General features: G+C 63.3%; 13 protein-coding genes and 2 pseudogenes. 6 read left to right on the top strand and 9 right to left on the bottom strand.

Going from position 1 to position 18,323, the window contains the following annotated elements:
* Nucleotides 1-36: 36 nt before the first annotated feature.
* The 6 genes and pseudogenes from H6A15_RS09410 to H6A15_RS09435 all read right to left on the bottom strand — a co-directional run bounded on the left by H6A15_RS09410 (nucleotide 37) and on the right by H6A15_RS09435 (nucleotide 8,886).
* Nucleotides 37-1,179: a hypothetical protein gene (locus tag H6A15_RS09410; RefSeq protein WP_204673500.1), complete on the bottom strand. Its 1,143-nt coding sequence runs from the start codon at nucleotides 1,177-1,179 to the stop codon at nucleotides 37-39.
* 195 nt (nucleotides 1,180-1,374) lie between these two features.
* Nucleotides 1,375-3,939: pseudogene (locus H6A15_RS09415) on the bottom strand (excinuclease ABC subunit UvrA).
* Between the two features lie 200 nt (nucleotides 3,940-4,139).
* The gene (locus H6A15_RS09420; protein WP_204673501.1) at nucleotides 4,140-5,309 is read right to left on the bottom strand and encodes a toxic anion resistance protein; all 1,170 of its coding nucleotides are present in this window, start codon (nucleotides 5,307-5,309) and stop codon (nucleotides 4,140-4,142) included.
* A 101-nt stretch (nucleotides 5,310-5,410) separates the two neighbouring features.
* Nucleotides 5,411-6,502, bottom strand: coding sequence for a substrate-binding domain-containing protein (locus H6A15_RS09425; protein WP_204673502.1), 1,092 nt, complete (start codon nucleotides 6,500-6,502; stop codon nucleotides 5,411-5,413).
* Nucleotides 6,499-7,128, bottom strand: coding sequence for a hypothetical protein (locus H6A15_RS09430; RefSeq protein WP_204673503.1), 630 nt, complete (start codon nucleotides 7,126-7,128; stop codon nucleotides 6,499-6,501). Before H6A15_RS09430 ends, H6A15_RS09425 begins: the two co-directional genes overlap by 4 nt.
* Before the next feature lie 15 nt (nucleotides 7,129-7,143).
* Nucleotides 7,144-8,886, bottom strand: coding sequence for a VWA domain-containing protein (locus H6A15_RS09435; RefSeq protein ID WP_204673504.1), 1,743 nt, complete (start codon nucleotides 8,884-8,886; stop codon nucleotides 7,144-7,146).
* A 217-nt stretch (nucleotides 8,887-9,103) separates the two neighbouring features.
* Between H6A15_RS09435 and H6A15_RS09440 the strand changes: the two genes are divergently transcribed.
* From H6A15_RS09440 to H6A15_RS09450, 3 genes are all read left to right on the top strand, one after another.
* Entirely contained in the window at nucleotides 9,104-9,904 is an 801-nt protein-coding gene (locus tag H6A15_RS09440) for a mechanosensitive ion channel family protein (RefSeq protein WP_204673505.1), read from the top strand.
* 87 nt (nucleotides 9,905-9,991) lie between these two features.
* Nucleotides 9,992-10,702 carry a hypothetical protein gene (locus tag H6A15_RS09445; RefSeq protein WP_204673506.1) on the top strand — a complete coding sequence of 237 codons (711 nt, stop codon included), beginning with the start codon at nucleotides 9,992-9,994 and terminating at the stop codon, nucleotides 10,700-10,702.
* Nucleotides 10,703-10,856: 154 nt separating this feature from the next.
* A complete protein-coding gene (locus tag H6A15_RS09450) occupies nucleotides 10,857-12,434 on the top strand; it encodes a hypothetical protein (RefSeq protein WP_204673507.1) in 1,578 nt (525 codons plus the stop codon).
* Between the two features lie 120 nt (nucleotides 12,435-12,554).
* On the opposite strand, the gene H6A15_RS09455 is transcribed toward H6A15_RS09450, so the two are convergent.
* Nucleotides 12,555-13,991: a helicase HerA-like domain-containing protein gene (locus H6A15_RS09455; protein WP_204673508.1), complete on the bottom strand. Its 1,437-nt coding sequence runs from the start codon at nucleotides 13,989-13,991 to the stop codon at nucleotides 12,555-12,557.
* A gap of 47 nt (nucleotides 13,992-14,038) precedes the next feature.
* Between H6A15_RS09455 and H6A15_RS09460 the strand changes: the two genes are divergently transcribed.
* Nucleotides 14,039-14,311: a hypothetical protein gene (locus tag H6A15_RS09460; protein WP_204673509.1), complete on the top strand. Its 273-nt coding sequence runs from the start codon at nucleotides 14,039-14,041 to the stop codon at nucleotides 14,309-14,311.
* Between the two features lie 138 nt (nucleotides 14,312-14,449).
* Nucleotides 14,450-15,319 (top strand): DegV family protein, encoded by an 870-nt coding sequence (locus tag H6A15_RS09465; protein WP_204673510.1) that lies wholly within the window; start codon nucleotides 14,450-14,452, stop codon nucleotides 15,317-15,319.
* A 97-nt stretch (nucleotides 15,320-15,416) separates the two neighbouring features.
* On the opposite strand, the gene H6A15_RS09470 is transcribed toward H6A15_RS09465, so the two are convergent.
* Nucleotides 15,417-16,496, bottom strand: a complete 1,080-nt coding sequence (locus tag H6A15_RS09470; RefSeq protein WP_204673511.1) for a hypothetical protein — start codon at nucleotides 16,494-16,496, stop codon at nucleotides 15,417-15,419.
* A 239-nt stretch (nucleotides 16,497-16,735) separates the two neighbouring features.
* Between H6A15_RS09470 and H6A15_RS09475 the strand changes: the two genes are divergently transcribed.
* A complete protein-coding gene (locus tag H6A15_RS09475) occupies nucleotides 16,736-17,026 on the top strand; it encodes a GNAT family N-acetyltransferase (RefSeq protein ID WP_204673512.1) in 291 nt (96 codons plus the stop codon).
* A gap of 461 nt (nucleotides 17,027-17,487) precedes the next feature.
* On the opposite strand, the pseudogene H6A15_RS10500 reads toward H6A15_RS09475, so the two are convergent.
* Nucleotides 17,488-18,222 (bottom strand): annotated as a pseudogene (locus tag H6A15_RS10500) (IS256 family transposase); the annotation flags it as partial.
* Between the last annotated feature and the right edge of the window lie 101 nt (nucleotides 18,223-18,323).

Consider the following 18,323-nt stretch of genomic DNA (forward strand, 5'->3'; position numbering starts at 1 on the left):
GGTCGTTCCTCTCTCCAGAACCGTCTGTTGTGGTGACTACGATTCTAGGGAACGGCCGCGCCCTTCCGGGCGCCGGCCGGGATGCCGCTTACACCAAATAACGGGACGCGTCCCTCCACACAACAAATCGGCCCAATTGCTAAACAGAACGCGCATCATTTCGCGCTGCCGCTCCATTTCCCACGAGTTTTTCTCTGTGTAGCAGCCGTTGAGCCGCTCCGCCAGGTAACGCGCCAGTTGGCGGAATCGCCACTCATCTTCGATCTGTTCGTGCGTGAGCAAAATGACCTCGTACCCCATACGCTGCAGCGCAAGCTGACGGTCGGCGTCTGCAATTGAGACACCGCCCGCCCCATGAGACGACCTACCCTGACACTCAATCACCAGCTCAGCCGCGCCGTCGTGGGCGCATAGGAGCATATCCGCGATAGCGTAGTCGTGCCCGGCAATCGAAGCCGCAGCAGATGTGAAGCGAATGACTGTGTTGAGCTCCGCCCTCCCGATTCCCTCGCCTCCGCTCGATCTGCTCCCGCAGATTCGCATCGCGGCACGTGCCTCAAACGGCGACGCCGCCGAACCCACCACCTCGCGCGCGGCGCTAGCAAGCGCTTTGCAGCCGCGAACGCCTTTCATCTCGTGGATAAACGCCCACAGCTCATCCAGCGTGAGCAAGGCAGGACGCTCCCACAAATCGCCTGCGAGCCTGCCATTTTCGTCACGCGCCGGCTCCCAGCCGCCCTCGAACGCAACCTGCCCCGCGTCGATGCACTGCTGAACATACGCACGATCCCCGGGCAGCATCCTGATTACGGAGAAGGTACCCACCATCTCGTAAATCGCCATCGTAAGGCACGTCTTATCCAAGTGGCGCGCAAGCATCAGCAATGTCATCGCAGGCGAGGTCACATAATGGTAGACGTCGATCTCGCGCTTTGCGCCGAGCGGCAGCTCGCCGCTCCACAGATGTTTGACCATGCCCCGCGCGGTAAAGCGACGCGCGCGATCGGTCTCGAGCACATGAAGTGGCGTCTCTATATACCCCAGGAACGAATTGGCGTCCGCCAGCTTCTTGCGTCCGCCCTTCGTCGACAGGTCGATTTCCTCGACCATGCGCCGCAGGAGACAGGGCGGAATACGATAGTACTGAAAGGCAGATATGTCGCACAGCGTGGTATCCATATCTCTACGATACGCGCTGGTAAACACTAGCAAGGGCCCGCAAGAAAAAACCGAAACGTCGTCTCACGAACTTCTAGCAGCCAGTACGCGAAATCTAACAACAGCGTATGGACTATCCAACAAGGCGATGTCGCGGCCGAGGAGCTCGAGAGAAATGGCGCGCATATCGCGCCCCAGGCTGCGCTGGCCCACGCGCTACGTGCCGAGCTCCTCGGCGATATAGCGGCCGGTAATGCTCTCGGGGCAAGCGGCGATGTGCTCGGGTGTGCCCGTCGCAACCACGCGGCCACCGGCATCTCCACCGCCCGGCCCCATGTCAACCACCCAATCTGCGTTCGCGATCATATCGAGATCATGCTCGATCACCACCACCGTCGCTCCGTTGTCGATAAGCCGCTGCAGCACCGTAAGCAGCACCTCCACATCGAGCGGATGCAAGCCGATCGTAGGCTCGTCGAACACAAACAGCGCGTCGTTCTGGTTGCGCGTGAGCTCGCTTGCGAGCTTGAGACGCTGCGCCTCGCCACCCGAGAGCACCGGCGTTGCCTCGCCCAAGGTGAGATACCCCAAGCCCAGTTCGGAAAGGGTGCGCAGCTTGCCAAGCGCCGGGCGCAGGCCGGTATCGGCAAGCACCTCGCGCGCTTGGTCGACGGTATAGGAGAGCAGCTCGGGCAAGCTCAGGTCGCCCGCGAGCTTGATGCCGTAGGCATCCCGACTGTACCGTGCGCCGTTGCAGGCAGGGCACGGAATAGCGACATCGGGCAGAAACTGCACATCGAGCGAAATCTGGCCTGTGCCATCGCAGGTAGGACACCTGAGCGAGCCAGTGTTATACGAGAACGCCCCTGCCTTGAGGCCGCGCTCGCGCGCCTCGGGCAACTTGGCAAACGCGCGGCGCAGATCGTCGAGTACGCCAGAGTAGGTGGCGACCGTAGAGCGCACATTTGCCCCGATGGGCGTCGCGTCGATGAGGTTCGCGCGGCGCACGCCCGACGCTTCGATCGAACGCACGTGCACCGGCAGCCGCTCGCCCGCTATCGAAGCTTTGAGCGCGGGAATCAAGCTTTCGAGCACGAGCGTTGTCTTGCCCGAACCCGAGACGCCCGTAACGGCGGTGAGCCTGCCGCGTGGAATATCAACCTCGAGCGGACGCACCGTGTGGATGCCGTCGGTTGCAAGATGAATGGCGCCTTCGTCGAACATCGCTTCGGGCAGAGCGCGCTCGCGCGCGCGAATGCGCCGTGTGCCCGCGAGAAACGGCCCGATGCGCGTTGCCGGCGACGCCTCGACCGCAGCGACCGTGCCCTGGGCGATGACCTCGCCGCCCGCCGTGCCCGAACCAGGCCCGATCTCGATGAGGTGGTCGGCATGGCGCAACACCCGCACGTCGTGGTCGACGAGCACCACGGAGTTGCCATCGGCGATGAGATCTCCCACGACACCAAGGAGCCCCTCGACGTTCGAAGGGTGCAACCCAATCGAAGGCTCATCGAGCACATACATCACCCCGCAGGTGCGGTTGCGCACGGCGCGGGCAAGCTGCACGCGCTGGCGCTCGCCGGTGGAGAACGTCGAGCTCGCGCGGTCGAGCGAAAGGTAACCCAGGCCAAGCTGCTGCAAACGCTCCATGGGCTCTGCCATCCCGGAAACGATCGTTTGCGCCATGGATCGCATCTCGTCGGGCATAAGCGCGGGCACAGAGAGAACCCACGCCGCAAGCTCATCGAGCGTCATGCGTGTCGCATCGCCGAGGTTCATCCCGTCGATCACCGGCCCGCGGGTGCGCGCCGACAGGCGCGTCCCCTGGCAATCGGGGCAGGTCTCCTCCTTCAAGAATTTCGCCACGCGTGCAAGGCCCTTCTCATCCTTCACCTTGGAAAGCGCATTCTCTACGGTGTAAACCGCGTTGTAATAGGTGAAGTCCATCTCGGCCACGTCGCCGGTCTTGGGGCTCTGGTAGATGATGTGGCGCTTCTCGGCGGGCGCGCGGAACACGATCTCGCGCTCGGCGGGCGTGAGCTCGCAAAACGGCACGTCGGTGCGCACGCCCATCTCGCGAGCAATCTGCACCATGAGCTTCCACATGAGCTGATTCTATGAGGCCACCGCGCCGTCTTCAATCGAGATCGACTCGTCGGGCACGAGCGTAGACTCGTCGACCGTACGCACGACACCGGTGCCGCCGCACGTGGGGCAGGCGCCCGCGCTGTTGAAGGCGAGGTCCTCGGCGCCGGGGGCATAGAACTCGGCGCCGCATGCAGGGCAGCGCGACTTGAGCCCCATAGCCACGTCCATGGAAGGCGGCAGGTGCGCGCCGCACTCCGGGCACTGGTGGCTGCCCAGGCGCGAGAATATGAGCCTGAGGTAGTTGAGCAGCTCGGTTGAGGTGCCAAACGTGGAATGGACGCTCGGCACGCCGGGGCGCTGGCGCAGCGCGAGGGCGGCGGGAACATGCAGCACCTCATCGACCGTGGCGCGCGACACCTGCCCAATACGACGGCGCGTGTAGGTGGAGAGCGCATCTAGATAACGGCGGCTACCCTCGGCGTAGAGGGTACCAAGCGCAAGCGAGCTCTTGCCCGAGCCCGAAACGCCCGCAATACCCACAAGACACCCGAGCGGAATGTCTACGTCGACATTCTTGAGGTTGTGCACGCGAGCACCGCGCACCTGGATGCACGTAGGTGCCGCCGTGCGCCGTGACGCCGGTGCTACACCAGCAGACCCTGCGGATCCACGCCGATCGTTGTTCAAAGCCATCGCTGCGCCCTTTCATGCCCCTGAGCGGAGCCCGCCTTACAACGCACCAGCTGCTCTGGGTGGTTGCTCCGACGGGGCCCAATCGCGCCATCTTCCACCTTCATGGTAGCAAGACGCGTGCCCGCGCGCATGCTTCCCGCTGGCACAGGCTTCCGGCGCGAAGGCATCCCGGCAGACGGCAATACGGCAGCGAACAGGCCCTACGAGAGCGCCTGTGCATTCTCCAGCAGCGCTGTCTTGAGATCGCCCTCGATCTTGCGCATGCGGTTTTCGGCCTCGACGCGTGCCGCGCGCCCTTCCTGCTGGATCTGGACCGTCTGCTTGAGCGTGCTAATGAGACGCTGGTTGACCTCCTCAAGGGTCTCGATGTCCACCGAACCGCGCTGGTTGGCGCGCTCGGCGTCCACGGCGCCCTGCTCGAGTGCCTCGGCGTTGGCGCGCAGCAGCTTGTTCGTCGTGTCATCGACGCTCCGCTGCAAATCGAGGGCGGCGCGTTGGTTCGAGAGCCCCAGCGCAATGACCATCTGCGACTTCCACAGCGGAATGGTTGTCGAGATGGTGGTGTCGATCTTATCCGAAATGCTCTTATCGGCATTCTGGATCAGCTTGATCTGGGGTGCCATCTGCAGCGCCACCACGCTCACGCGATCAAGGTCGTCGAGACGCTTGTCAAAGCGCTCGAGCTTGTCTTTGAAGTCCTTGAGCACCTGCGCATCCATCGCGTCGCCCGATTCTCGCGCCTCGGCCTCGAGGCCCGGAAGCTGCTCGGCGCGGAAGGCCGCGAGCGCCTGCCGGCCCGCGGCGACAGAGATCTTGAGGGTACGATACTGCTCGACGTTGCGGGTGTACATCGTGTCGAACATGGCGATGTCCGCCACCATCTGCGCCTGCGCGCGCTCGAGCTTCTCGACGATCTCATCCACCTGAGGGGCAACCTTCTGGTACGTGCGGCGAAGCTTGTCGATGCTCACCACCACCTTGCCAATGATGGGCACCTGCTTGATGCCCGAGAGCTCGGCGTCCTCGACGTCGGCAAGCAGCTCGCGCAGCAGCTCCCCCGCCTCGCCGGCAGACTTGTTGGCGGTCTTGGCGAGCACCGTGTCGGCAAAATCGGTCATAGAGCGCTGGGCGTCACGCGCATAGCTGCTCTCGATGCCGCCTTTCATGAAATCGATCGAACGCGCAAGCTCGTTAACGCGCTGCTGGTCCTCGGGACTCAGCTGCACCGCCGGCGGCTCGTCCGGCGCTACCGGCGTGGCTGCCGGCGACGAGGCGAGCGTTCTCCCCTGCGAAGCTGCGATATCCGAGAGGCTCACGCGCGCCTTCGCTGGCTCGACCGTCGCCTCGACCTTGATCTCGTCGCCCATCATGAGCTCCCTTCCGTCTGCGCCAAAGCTTCTCTCTGCGCCATGGCGCTCATCAACCTACTCACCCGCGGCGCCGACACTCACGCTGCGAAGAAAACCCGTCCTTACGCCCCGCTCACAACCTCAATGAGCCGCCGCATGGCATCGGGCGCGGGCAGCTCCACCGCCGCCGGCACCCGCTCCGCGATACCGGTTACGCCGAAGCGGCTCGCGCTATCGGTACCCAGCTGGCTTGCTCCGCGAAATCCATGGCGCTCCCACGCGAGCTGTTGCACCTCGTCGCTCATGAAGAACTCCGAGAGACGCTCGCCGTTCTCGTCGAGCGCCATGAGCACGTGCGTCGACCACACCGTGGGCGTGGTGTACGCCACCACAAGATCGCCTTTCACCTGCTCGTAGAGGTCTGGCTCGTTCACCGCAAGGTCGAGCACCTGGCTCTCGTAGCCCACCATCATGGGCTTTGACCCCTCGCCGAGCGTGAGGAACTGGCTGAACGAATCCTCCGAGCTCGTCTCCATCCAACCCGATTTGGAGAAGATGGCCCGAATGGCGTCGGCGTCGCGTTCGATGGTCTCAACCGTCGCCGGGCGCCCGCCGGCGAGCGAGTTGGCAATGAGCGCCGCCCATTCGTTGCCCGAGTTCGACGCTGCCGGATCGGTGCTATCGATGCGGAACTGCCCGTAGCCTGCGGTGTAACCGAGGTCCGCCCACGTTTTGTCGGCAAGCATCGCCTGCACCGCGGCGTCGACGTTCATCGTGTACGCGTCGTCGTCCTTCGCCATGATGCCCGAGCCCACGAGCGCATCGGCAACGCTGCGGTAGGTGTAGATGACTATGGGCGAGTTGAGCACAATCTGCTCGCTTGTCGACGCCACACCCAGCTCATGGCCGTATTCCACCGCCGCCTGCGACGAGGGGAACAGGTAGTTCATACCCTCGGTGGACGCCTCCATCATGGCCAGCGAACCAGCCTTGCGATAGGAGATATCGAGCCCCGCCTGTTCGGCGAGCTTCGTGAATTCCTCGTCTTCGAACAGCGAGATCTTCTCGCCGCCGAGATACCCGTTCACCTTGGTCAACTCAACCGGCGCAGGCGGCTCGGGCTGCGCTGCCTGGAAGGCGAACACCCCGCCCACCACGGCAACGGCTGCGAGCACGCATACAAGGCCGATGATCTTCGCTCTCGACAACTTCATCGCGTATTCCCTTCCGCAGGGGCATCGGGCTTGTGCCCGTCCATCTCGATCAGACGCTGGATCGCCTCGGAGCTTGCCTCAAGCTGCGAGGCCTTGGCGCCGGTTGCCCGCGCGAGCTCGCCCTGCACCGCACCCTGCAGCGCGCAGAGCGCCTCGATCGCGTCCTCTCGCCCTTGCTGCATCATCTCGGGCACGCCGGAGCGCTCGACGCTCAGGTACCCGTCGAGCATCTGCGTGCACTGCTCGGCGTAGGTCGACAGGACGTGCGCCAGGCATCGATAGGCTGCCGGCTGGCCCTCGACGTAAGCAACGAGCCTCCCGATGTCCTGCACCAGATCGTCCGCCTCGCGTGCAACCGCTGCGTCGCGCATCTTGGCACGGCGATGTTGGATGCCGCGCATCAGCTCATGCGCCGCATCGATGCGCGTCGCAGCCGCCTCGCCGTCGGGCAAGCTGCTCGCGATCACGCCGCCCAGCCGGCGCTCGGGTTTGAGCAGTGCGCCCAGCCCCAGATAGAGCAGCGCCGCTGCGATAAGCCCCGCCGCGATACCCGCCACGCCGCCCACGAAGACGACGCATATAACGCCCGCCGCAACGCCCACGATTGCTCCTATCACGTACCCCATCGACGCGCGCACTCCCTAGTTATAGCCCTTGACCTGGCGAAACACCGCGGCGAGATCGCCTTCGCGGCCATCGAAGGTGCGCCCGTTGGTGCGCTGGGAGAGCTCGTCGAGCTGCGTGGGATCCGCCTCGCCGAACATGATGGAAAACACCGGCACGTCGATGCCCACCGCGTCGTAGGCGCGATAGAAGGCCTCCTGGTTGTCCGTCTCAGACTGACCGTCGGTCATGAGCGCGATCGCCACGGTATAGCCGCCGTCTGCAGTGGCGCTCTTTGCCAGGCGCAGCGCCTCTGCGAGAGCGGCGTACATGTCGGTGCCGCCATCGGCGTCGTGCCGCTTTGCCGCGTAGAGCAGGTCCTTGGTATCGGACCCCGTGGCCTCAATGGGCTCTTGGGGCTCATCAGAAAACGGTATGAGCACGTTGATGTCGCTTTCCGTGGGTTGGATGAGCGACGCGGTGGCGAGTTCGGGGTCGAGCGCCTGGTTGAGACCGTCGACCACGCCGTCCTTGCCCTCGCCATACATCGAGCCCGAGTAATCGACCACCCAGATGGTATAAGACGGCTTCTTGAGCGCCGTCTGATAGAGGACGAGCGCCTGCGAGATCACGTCGCCCTCGGGGAGCGGGATAGACTTGAGCACGTTCGCATCGGGCACGATGCCCCAGTCAGCAGAGAAGGCCGCCTGGACCTCGGCATCGTCGGCATGGAGCAGCTTGCCGCCCAGGCCGCAGCGGCGGCCCACGCGCTCGAGCTCGAGCGTGGCCTCGTTATCGGCGAGCGCGCCCTGGAATGCCAAAAACGCGTCCTCGGCATCGGACCCCTGGCCTCGGTCGACAAAACCCAGCGGGCTATCGGAGACGGCGATGCCATCCGCCGGATAGACGGCAACCAAGGGCTCCTCGCCCGCTTCCTCGAGCTCGCGGTTCGCCTGCGAGACAAGCGATTCGTAATTCACCATCGCTGGATGCGCCGCAGGATCGGCAACGACCATCTCCTTGAGCCAATCCGATGAGCCCGACGAGCGATCAACGCCTGCGAGCAGCGCCGCGACGCGGTCGGTAAGCTGCGTGTTCGCCAAGTCATCTGCCGTGAGGGGACCGTCTTTGCCCGCCAGCGCCGTGAGGAAGGCAAGGTAAGCGCTCGCACCGCTGTTTGACTGCGTGGCCGAGGTCATGGCAAACGTGAGGTCGCCGCGCTCGACTGCCTCGAGAATCTCGGTGGTGGCAGGCGATGCGGTAGCGCCCGATGCATCGACCCAGCCGAGCTCCTCGGCCTTGGACCGGGCGATGCCAAACACCACGGGCGTGGTGGACGTGGACTGCGCGTTGCGCACGATGTGACCCGTGTCTCCCAGTGTGATCCACATGGAGGAGGCGGGCCACACAGCATCGTAGTCATCACCGCCGCGCTCGAGCAGCGAGCGAATGTCGAGCGAGCCCATGTAGTGGATCTCGACCGCAACGTCCGATGCGTTTACGGCATACTCGATCGCGCGCGCGGCCTCCTTGTTCTCGGAGCCCGATGCGATCTTGAGCGTATAGGAGGCGTCGCCGTCTGCCGGGCTGAATGTCTGAACCGTACCGGAATCATCGGTGGAGACCTGGGCCGCCTCGCCCTCAGAGGCGTCGCCGCCCTTGCTGCCGCCTCCAGCAGGCACGCCGCCTGAGCAACCCGCGACAAGCATCGCAACAAGGCAGCAGGCACTCAGGCATGCGAGCAGGCGGGCAAGATAGCGCTTCATGGCAGCCTCCGTCATCTGGCCCCGACAATGCGGGGCATCGACATTGCCGCCATTCTAGCAAGCCAATGTTAGGGCTCCGTAAGGTTGGCCGCAGGCAGTCGCCGCGAGGGAGCTTGCCTGCCAAACGGCCCGCGTGGCGCGGCGCGGCCGTCTGCTGCGGCGCCAGAAAGCATATCCCCCGGCACTTGGGAGATAATAACGGTACCCGACAGCCATGAAAACGGAGGCGGTCATGCTCGATCTCGCACACGACATACTCGGCAACCCCTGGCTCCACAAAGCATTCTGGACCATGGTGCTCGGTGCAGCCACGCTCCTCGCCGCCAAGCTCGCAGCGCGCGGCGTGTCGCGCCTGCTTCATCAGGATTCGAACCCGCTGCCCACCTCGTCGATCATCGTCAACATCGTGCGCGCGATCATCTGGATCATGGGGGCCAGCGTCATCCTCGACACCATCTTCAACGTGAACACGAGCTCGATCATCGCCGCGCTCGGCGTCGGCGGCATCGCCGTGTCGCTCGGCTTTCAGGACACGCTCGCCAACCTCATCGGCGGGCTGCAGGTTACGTTCATGGGCATCGTGAAGCCCGGCGACAACATCGAGGTGGGCAGCGAGACCGGCGTGGTGCAAGACGTGAGCTGGCGCCATACCACCATCCGCGATGCGCTCGGCCAGACGGTCATCATTCCCAACTCCATCATCTCGACCACGGCGCTCGTGCACCTGCTGCCTGCAAATCGCGTGGCGGTGCCGCTCGCCATCCCAGGGCATCACCTCGACGAAGCGCTCGGTGCCGTGAGCGAATGGGCACCGGCTTCCGACCCTATCGATGCGCTCGCCGATTCGATCATCGCGCACGCCCGGGAGTCCGCCGGCACCGTCTCGCCCATCGTCGACGGCCCGCGCGTCTTTCTTTCCGAGATCACCGAGTTCGGCGTGAAGGGCAAGGTCATCTTCCAAGTTGAAGACGCCACCAAAACAGCGTTGGCGGCCGACGCCGTCGTACGCGCCATCTCCCGCGACCTTGGATGAGCGCCGGGGTTCCCCCTCTTGCTTCGCGCGGCGTGAAGGAGCATACTCGCAGCAACGCACCATGAGGCGTCGAAGGGGGCTGTCGCCATGGACGAGTTCGCCGGCGTCATCATCACTGCCATCGTCTGCCTGATCATTGCCGGGTTCGGCATCTACCAAATCATTACAGGCGACGTACGCCTGCTCCACAGCTACCACTACGCCACCACACCGCCCGCAAACCAACCCAAGCTCGCATGCATTACCGGCGCGGCGCTTGTTGGCTGCGGTGTGGGCTGCCTTTTGCTCGTGCCGACAGTCCTCCCCAACTGGACGTCGATTGCCGGCATCGTTATCCTCGTCGCGAGCGTTGTCGTGACACTCGCCGCGATCATCCACTATAACGGCAGCCTTATCTCGTTTGGGCCCGACGACACAGGGAAAGGCGGTCTGTTCGGTGGCATGAGCCCGCGCGCCACCATGGCTGTCTGCTCCATCTTGGGCGCGGCGCTCTCGCTTACCGGCATCGGGCCCGGCGCCTACATGATCGCCGCAGGCGATGTGAGCTTGCTCCATGGCTACCACTACGCCAACGTCGCCGCCGCAGACCTGCCATCGCTCGCGCTGGGCGAGGGGCTGAGCATGATCGGGCTCGGCATTGCCGTGTTCATCGGCGTGGTGGCGGGAGGCGGCATCGCCGCGTATCGCGGAGCGCGTTGGGCAAAGGTGCTCTTAGCGCTCTGCGTCGCTCTCTTCGTCGTGTGCCTTATCGCAATGGTGGCCTTGATCATTCACTATAACGGCTCGCTCATGGGATAGGACGCGGACGCAAACCCACTCCGCGCTCTCGCGTGTACCAAAGGAGGCACCTATGACGACACCAAGCCAAGCAAGCGAGGCGGGCCGCCTTCGCCTGTTCGCTTTCAAGCCGCAATCGCTCATCATCTCCGCGATCGTATGCTTTGGCATCCCGGTGGCCATCGCATGGTTCATCATCTCGCAAGCCCCGCTCTCATGGACCAATTTCCGTGAGGAAAGCAACGGTATCGGCGTTGCGGTGGGCATCGGTTTTTGGCTGCTGGGCTTTTGGTACTATTCCACATTTCGCAATGCGAACGACGACAAGGGCATGGCCAAGGTCCTCGTATGGGCCATGCGCATCGCGTTGGCGCTCACGCTCGTCGTTGTCTTCATGGCGTTCTTTGCGTTCTGGGCGTATCTCTCGGCGCGCGCCAACGGCATCCTCCAGCCAGGGCAAACATGGAGCACCTTCATGGATGCATCCGTGCAGCCCTTCCTCTCCTCGGGTGTGCCGGTCGCCGTGGTAGCCATCGCAGCGGTCCGGCTCTGTTCCGGCGCCGCCAAACGCGCCGTCGCGCGCCTCGAGCCAACCGAAGCCACCTGGTGGCTCGATGTCCTGCGGCGCGGGGTCCGCTTCATTGCCTACCTCCTCACAACCCTTATGGCAATATCATCGACGATGCTGTGGCTGCGAGCGATTGACCCCACGGTTCCCATCTGGTTCGAGGGCGCCTGGTGGCAGGGCATCGAGCCGCTGCTAAGCCAGCTGGGGGCTGCGGGCATGCTCCAGGTCTTCCTCTATGGGTTCGTGCTGTTCACCATACGACGCCGCGTCATCCTGTGGTTCGATGTGCAGCGCGAGCGCAACCGCCGCGCGGAACACGCCGCCAAGCCGTCCCTCGAACTGCTGCGCACGGTGTTCAAGATTGTCTTCACCGCCGCGGTGGCATGGCTCGCAGTTCAGTTTCTCGCGGCGTGCTTTACGCTCACCAACCCCGCGCAATACACCCAGCCCTCATTGTTCGCGTTCATATGGACGGCCTGTTTCCCGGCAACCGCAGCGGCTCCGCTGCTTGGCTTTGCGCTGCTCTGGCTCATCTCGACAGGCAAAGCGCTCTGGCGTGAATCCGCCGGGCGCACCCACGGATTTCTCAACGGGCTCTTTACGCTCGCCATTGTCGCGGCGTTTCTCGCGCTGCTGGTAGAACTTGTTCGCCGCATCGCCCTAACCGGTCTCTTCCCAGTGATGATCACCACGCTGGGGAACATCTTGGAAGCGAGTCAAGCTACACCGAATATCTGGGGTTACCTTGTGAACCTCGTGATAACTGTTGTGCTGGTAATCGTAGGAATCTGTGTTGCGCTCGTAGTGATCGTGCTGATTGCCTCGGGCGATGGCGGCGGTGGCGGCGCGGGAGCGGGTGCCGGCGGCGGAGGCGGGAGCTCCTTTGGCGGCGGCTTCTCGCGTGACCCGCAGCGGCAGACCATCACCGATCGCTACGGCAACAAGCTGCTCGAGGTTGATGACTCCGGCATCTTTGGCCCCACGAAACTTCGCGATCGCCATGGCGCAGCAGTTGGTACCGTGCGCGATCGTTTTGACGGCAGCACCAGCGTGCGCATGGGGGACAACGAATACCGCGTGCGCGATGCGCCGTTGAGCAGCGACAAGATCGTCACCAAAGACGGCCAGGAGGTCGGCAGGATCCAAACCGACCACCACGGCGACGACGTCTTTCGCTCAAGCTAGGCAGAAAACAGCTCCGCACGCCATCGTGGCATGCGGAGCATATCGTAATGCATGGGACCGCGGGGCACACGGCGCCAGGCTTATCGGTGTTTGTCGTGGTGCACAGCGCCGCCACACACGCTACCTGCGGCGACCTCTAAAGAGGTTGCGGGTTATCTGACGCGTGGCCTCGCGCCCGAAGGTGCCAAAGATCTGCCCAGCAAACTTGCCGATGCCCTTCATCATCTGCTCCTGCCGCTTCTGCCGAGCGCGCTCCTCGCGCTCGGCCTCGCGCTTAGCCTTTTTGGCGGCGCGCTCGACCTCCTTGGCACGCTCCCTTTCCAGCTCTGCCTTCTCCTGTTCGAGCTGGGCGCGCTCAGCGGCAAGCTTCTCGGCTTCTTCGTCTTTCTCGGCCTGCTCGGCAAGCTTCTCGAAAGCGCTCTCGCGGTCCTCGGCCTCGCCGTACTTCTTCATGAGGTCGGACTGGGCGTCGAGGGCGGCCTTGAGCGCATCCACGGGCGCGGCAGCCATGAGGCACTGGGGCGGCAGGATCTTAGCGCGCTCGACGATCTCGGGCTGGCCATCGGCGTTTAGGAAGCTCACGAGGGCCTCGCCCGTGCCAAGCTCCAAAATCACTTCCTCGCTTTTGAAGGCGGGATTCTCGCGGAACGACTGCGCGGCGGCGCGCACAGCCTTCTGCTCGGCTGGCGTGTAGGCGCGCAGCCCGTGCTGGATACGGTTGGAGAGCTGGGCCAGAACCTCGTCGGGGATGTCGCTCGGCGACTGCGTGATGAAGTATACGCCCACGCCCTTAGAACGAATGAGCTTCACCACCTGCACGATCTTCTCGAGCAGCTCGCCCGGCATATCGTTGAACAAGAGATGCGCTTCATCGAAGAAGAACACGAACTTGGGCTTTTCTAGATCGCCCTCCTCCGGCAGCGTGTCGAAGAGTTCCGAGAGCATCCACAGCAGGAACATTGCGTAGATCTGCGGGCTCTGGATGAGCTTGGCAGCATTCAGGATGTTCACGTAGCCGCGACCATCGGGCGCACACTGGAACCAGCCGGCAAGGTCGAGGTCGGGCTCGCCGAAGACGACGTCGCCGCCCTCATCCTCGACGGAGATGAGACTGCGCAGGATAGCGCCAACCGACTGGCTGGACACCTTGCCGTAGGTGGTCTCGTACTCCTTGGCGTTCTCGGCCACGTAGTTGAGCATGGCACGCAGGTCCTTGAGGTCGATGAGCAGCAGCTGCTTGTCGTCGGCAATGCGGAAAACGATGTCGAGCACACCAGACTGGACCTCGGTGAGGCCAAGCAGGCGCGCAAGCAGCGTAGGACCCATATCGGAGATGGTGATGCGCACAGGCAGGCCCTCACCACCCAGCATATCCCAGATGCGCACAGGACAGCCTTCGAAAGAATAGCCCTCGATGCCAAGCTTCTCGATGCGCTTCTGCATGTCCTCGGAATCCTTGCCCGCTGCGCACATGCCGGTGATATCGCCCTTAACATCGGCCATAAAGACAGGGACGCCCGCATGGCTGAAACCCTCGGCCATAACCTTGAGCGTCACGGTCTTGCCCGTGCCCGAGGCCCGGCGATGAGCCCGTGGCGGTTGGCTTGGCTAAGGAGCAGCTTGACGTGGGTGTGCCCGGGCTCAGAGCCCACGCCCATCCAAATGACATTATCTTGCAGCATGCATTGACCCTTTCCTTCGGCTTTGTCGATCTGTTTTGGCCCGTCGAGACGATGTCCAACGAGCCTACTGTCCTCGCGCGTGAGGATTCTCTCAGGTATTTCTACTCTACCGGCTTAGAGGACATACCTGCAGGAAAAAGCATGTACGGCCCTACTGAGCTGCGCAGATTGTCTTTACTGCAACTTCTGGTTTAGTCGTGCCGTCCGCCGATGAACCCCCCTCCCCAAAGCGCGCTCCGCAGATGCGCCGGGCAGCTGCAATGATGCTGCCAAACGGCTTTGCGTTTGCGACGCGCCAGTCGTGCCGCCACGTGTCCTGTTAAGGGAGCAGTCATGAGCAGATACGTGATCGTTGTGGAATCCGGTGCCGACGTTCCGCCAGAGCGGGCAAAAGGACTCGGCATCGAGATCGTGCCGATGCATGTTGCCATCAACGGGCGCACGTTCGACGACGGCAGCATCGATTCCGACGAGCTGCTCGCCGAATGCGAGCAAACCGGCACCATCTCGACCACCAGCGCGGCGACACCAGCTGATTTCCAGGCGGCATTCGACCGCATCCACGCGAAGCATCCGTGGGCGCATATCCTGCACCTTGCCTACTCAGCCGCCACCACCACGTCGTACGAGTCTGCCCTGAGCGCCGCTGAGGGGCGCGATTACGTGACATCCATCGACACCAAGAGCGTCTCGGGCGGACAGTACTATATCGCCTCCGAGGTCGCGCACCTGCTGCGTGAGAATCCCGAGATGCCGCTTGACGAGCTGCGTGCAGAAATCGAAGATCTCATCCGCCATGTACGTATGGGCTTCATCCCCGGCGGGCTCGAGTTCCTCAAGAAGGGCGGCCGTCTCTCGAACGCCGCGTACCTGGGCGCGCAGATCCTGCGCATCAAGCCTGTCATCGAGATTGAGAACGGCAAACTCGTTGCCACGCGCAAGCTCCGGGGCGGCATGCACAAGGTGGTGGCGGACTTCATCGACGACTTCCTCATGCGCGAGCCGCTCGACATGGACCGTGCGGTGCTCATCTATAACCATGGCCTCGATCCCGAGATTCGCGCGCAGGCGGAAGAGCGGCTGCGCATCGCTGGATTCCAGTCGTTCGAGTGGATCAAGACGGGCTGCGTGATCGCCTCGCACTGCGGTCCCGGCTCCTTCGGTCTTGTGGTCGAGGCGACAGAGCCGGAATTCACCGAGTAGCGCCGCGCCTGCCGCCCCTGTTACCATGGGCGCACGCCCCAAGCCTTTGGGGTATACCCCCTCTACTTTTGGAACGCTTGCGCTGCCGTCGCGGATGCTACCTCGCCTTTGGGGCGCGCTTCTTCTCACGGTGCTCGGCCAGCCGCTTTTTTGCCAGCGCCAGATCCTCGCGCGAAGGCTTCACCCGCTGCGCTCGCGCCGCGAGCGCACCCATGGGCGCATCGATGTTGATGCCTAGCAGCAGATTTGCCACCCAAAGGAAGAACACGAGCACGAGCAACGGAATGAGGCACGAGGTCACGATCATAACCGCTGCCTGCTCGATAAGCGCATTGACCTGGCTGAGCATATCGTCGGTGACGCTCGAGACGCCGTCGGCAACCATGTCGGGGATCGACAGGATAAAGTCAAGGGGGCTTCCATCGCCCTGCTCCTCAGCCTCGACGGCCGCCGCCTCGTCTTCCGCTTGCTCCTGCGCGGCGACCATTTCTGCCGTCAGATCGTATGTTGCGTCTATCTGCTTGGTGACGAACACACTCACCGGCACAACGAGCACGATGACCATCCCCAGCGCGACTGCTTTCGCCGCGATCTGGTGCAATATGGCGCTCAGCCCAATGCGCCGATGGCACACGATGCCAAGCGCAATGAGCCCAAACGCCACGGGGAACAGGATGCCGAACGTCGCGAACCCAAAGATGGTAAGCAGGTATTTCTCGAGGTAAATGACCGCAAGAATAATCATGAGGTTGCCGCTCAGGTCCATGAGCTTGTTCGCGATGGGCGTGCCCACATCGTCGGGGATGAGCGAGATGCCCGCCGAGGCAGCTGTCGACGCGGCAACAAGCCCCATCACATTGGTTTTCTTCTCGTCGAGCACCTGGATGACGCCCTCATAGGTCTTTGGCTCCGTGAAGTGCGCGCGCACCGGAAACGCAGAGATGAGCGCGGCCACGATAAGCGCCGCGATAACCGCGACGGTGATGCGACGGTCGCTGGTGATGCGATCCATGAGGCTGGGGGGCTCGGCCGGACCTTCGATGATGACCGAGACGTCCGCATCGCTGGAGAGCATCCCACCGCCCGCGGCGCCGAGCCCCGATGCCTCGGGCCGCACCGCCCTTTCAGCATAGCCGCGCATGATATCGCCCCGCTCGGACCTCGGATTATCTGCCATCGCAGTGTCCTTCCCTTGCAAACCTTCTCCCCGCCGTTCATCTCTCAACAATATCGCAACATGCGTGTGACGCCTGGCTATTGTTGCGTGATTGCGTCCGAATTGTTTCCGGAACAGGCGCTCTTGACCTCTTCGGCGCATGTCATTGCGACGTGGGTATAACGTGGGCGTTGGCAACGTATCCGCTTGCAACCATATGAACGCACACGCCGGAAACCACGAATCAAAAGGAGTGCACCATGGCAGCTGCAACGACCGCTCAGTTCGAGATCCACTCCCATGCCGTCCAGTATGTTATGCCCGACGGTACCGTGCTTGCTGAGGTCACGTTCCCGACGGTTGACGATGGCGCGGTCGACATCAACCACACGTTCGTCTATGAGTCGCTGCGCGGGCAAGGCATCGCCGGAAAGCTTTTAGAGCAAGCTGCCCAAGAACTTGAAGAAACCGGTCGCAAGGCACATCTGAGCTGCTCGTATGCCGTGCGCTGGTTTGAGAAGCACCCCGAGCGGGCAAACCTCGTGACGTAGTACGACAGGTTTATTGTCCGATTTTGTGCAAGATTTACGGTAGTGCACTCCTAATTATTGATATGCATTTTTAGGACAAAAATATGCAGATAAAACCGCAGGATTTGGATGTCTAAGCCCACGCCGCAACATCCCATCTCCCCTAGAGGAGTGCGCTACCGTCAATTTGACACATAATTAACTGGATTTGCTGAAATTGGGATCCCGAAACGCTCTGAAAAGTTTACCAGGCTGCATAACGCTGGAGAAGCCTTGTGTCCGTATGGCTGATTGAGCATATATCCCGCAATGTCTGCAGTGCACAGGAGGACGCCACCCCTCATAGCAAGCACTTGAGGGTGTGTTTCCAACATGAATCAACGATTTTTGAGATCATTGTCATCTTGCACCCTGTTTTTCATATCGCGTCACGAAAAGTGGTGTACGGCCGTTCCCCGGGGCTCGCAGCCTCGCCCCCCATCCTACGCCGCCCTCCTCTTCCTGTCGAACGCCTCCTCGACGAGCCTGAGCACCCTCTCCACCCCGCCGGGCTCCGCTGGCAGCGGCTCGCGCCCGTAGCCCGGCTCGAGGCTCCTCCTGTCGATGAAGTTGCGCTCGCACGCCCACGCGTCGTTCTGGTCGAGGCACACCGCCCCGACCAGCCTCACCAGCGACGCCGCCGACGGGAACACCTGCACCACCCTCGTGCGCCTCTTGATCTCGCAGTTCATCCTCTCCTGGACGTTGTTGGTCCTGACCCAGTGCCGGTGCTCCCTCGGGAACGCCAGGTAGGCGAGCGCCGCCGGGGCGGCGTCCTCGAGCAGCTCCGCCCCGCGCGCGTCGGCGGCGGCGAGCAGCTCGACCGCCCTGCGGTACCCGGCGCGCACGAGCGCGGGGTCCGCCTCGGCGAAGGCCGCCTTGAGGGCGGCGACGGCCGCCGACCCGTCCCCCTTCCTGCGGCAGCGCTCGAGCACGTTGCGCTCGAGGTGCGCGATTCAGCGCTGCCAGGCGGCGCCGGGGAGCGCCTCGCGCACGGCGCGGACGAGGCCCTCGTGGGCGTCGGAGGTGACGAGGCGCACGCCGGAGAGCCCGCGCTCCCTGAGCGACAGGAGGAAGCCGCGCCACGACAGGTAGGACTCGGTGTCGATGCACTCGACGCCGACGACCCGCCTGCGCGCGGACCCCGAGCAGGCGACCGCGGTGACGATGTTATTGCTAATCTGAGTTTCACCGTTTAGACCAACGGGTCGCGCCGAATCCGCCAACGCATCCCCGCCGATCTCGCCAACGTATTTTCACCGTTTCCGCCAACGGGCGT

Origin of the sequence: Enorma phocaeensis, from assembly GCF_016901575.1 — a bacterium.
Taxonomy (GTDB): domain Bacteria; phylum Actinomycetota; class Coriobacteriia; order Coriobacteriales; family Coriobacteriaceae; genus Limicola; species Limicola phocaeensis_A.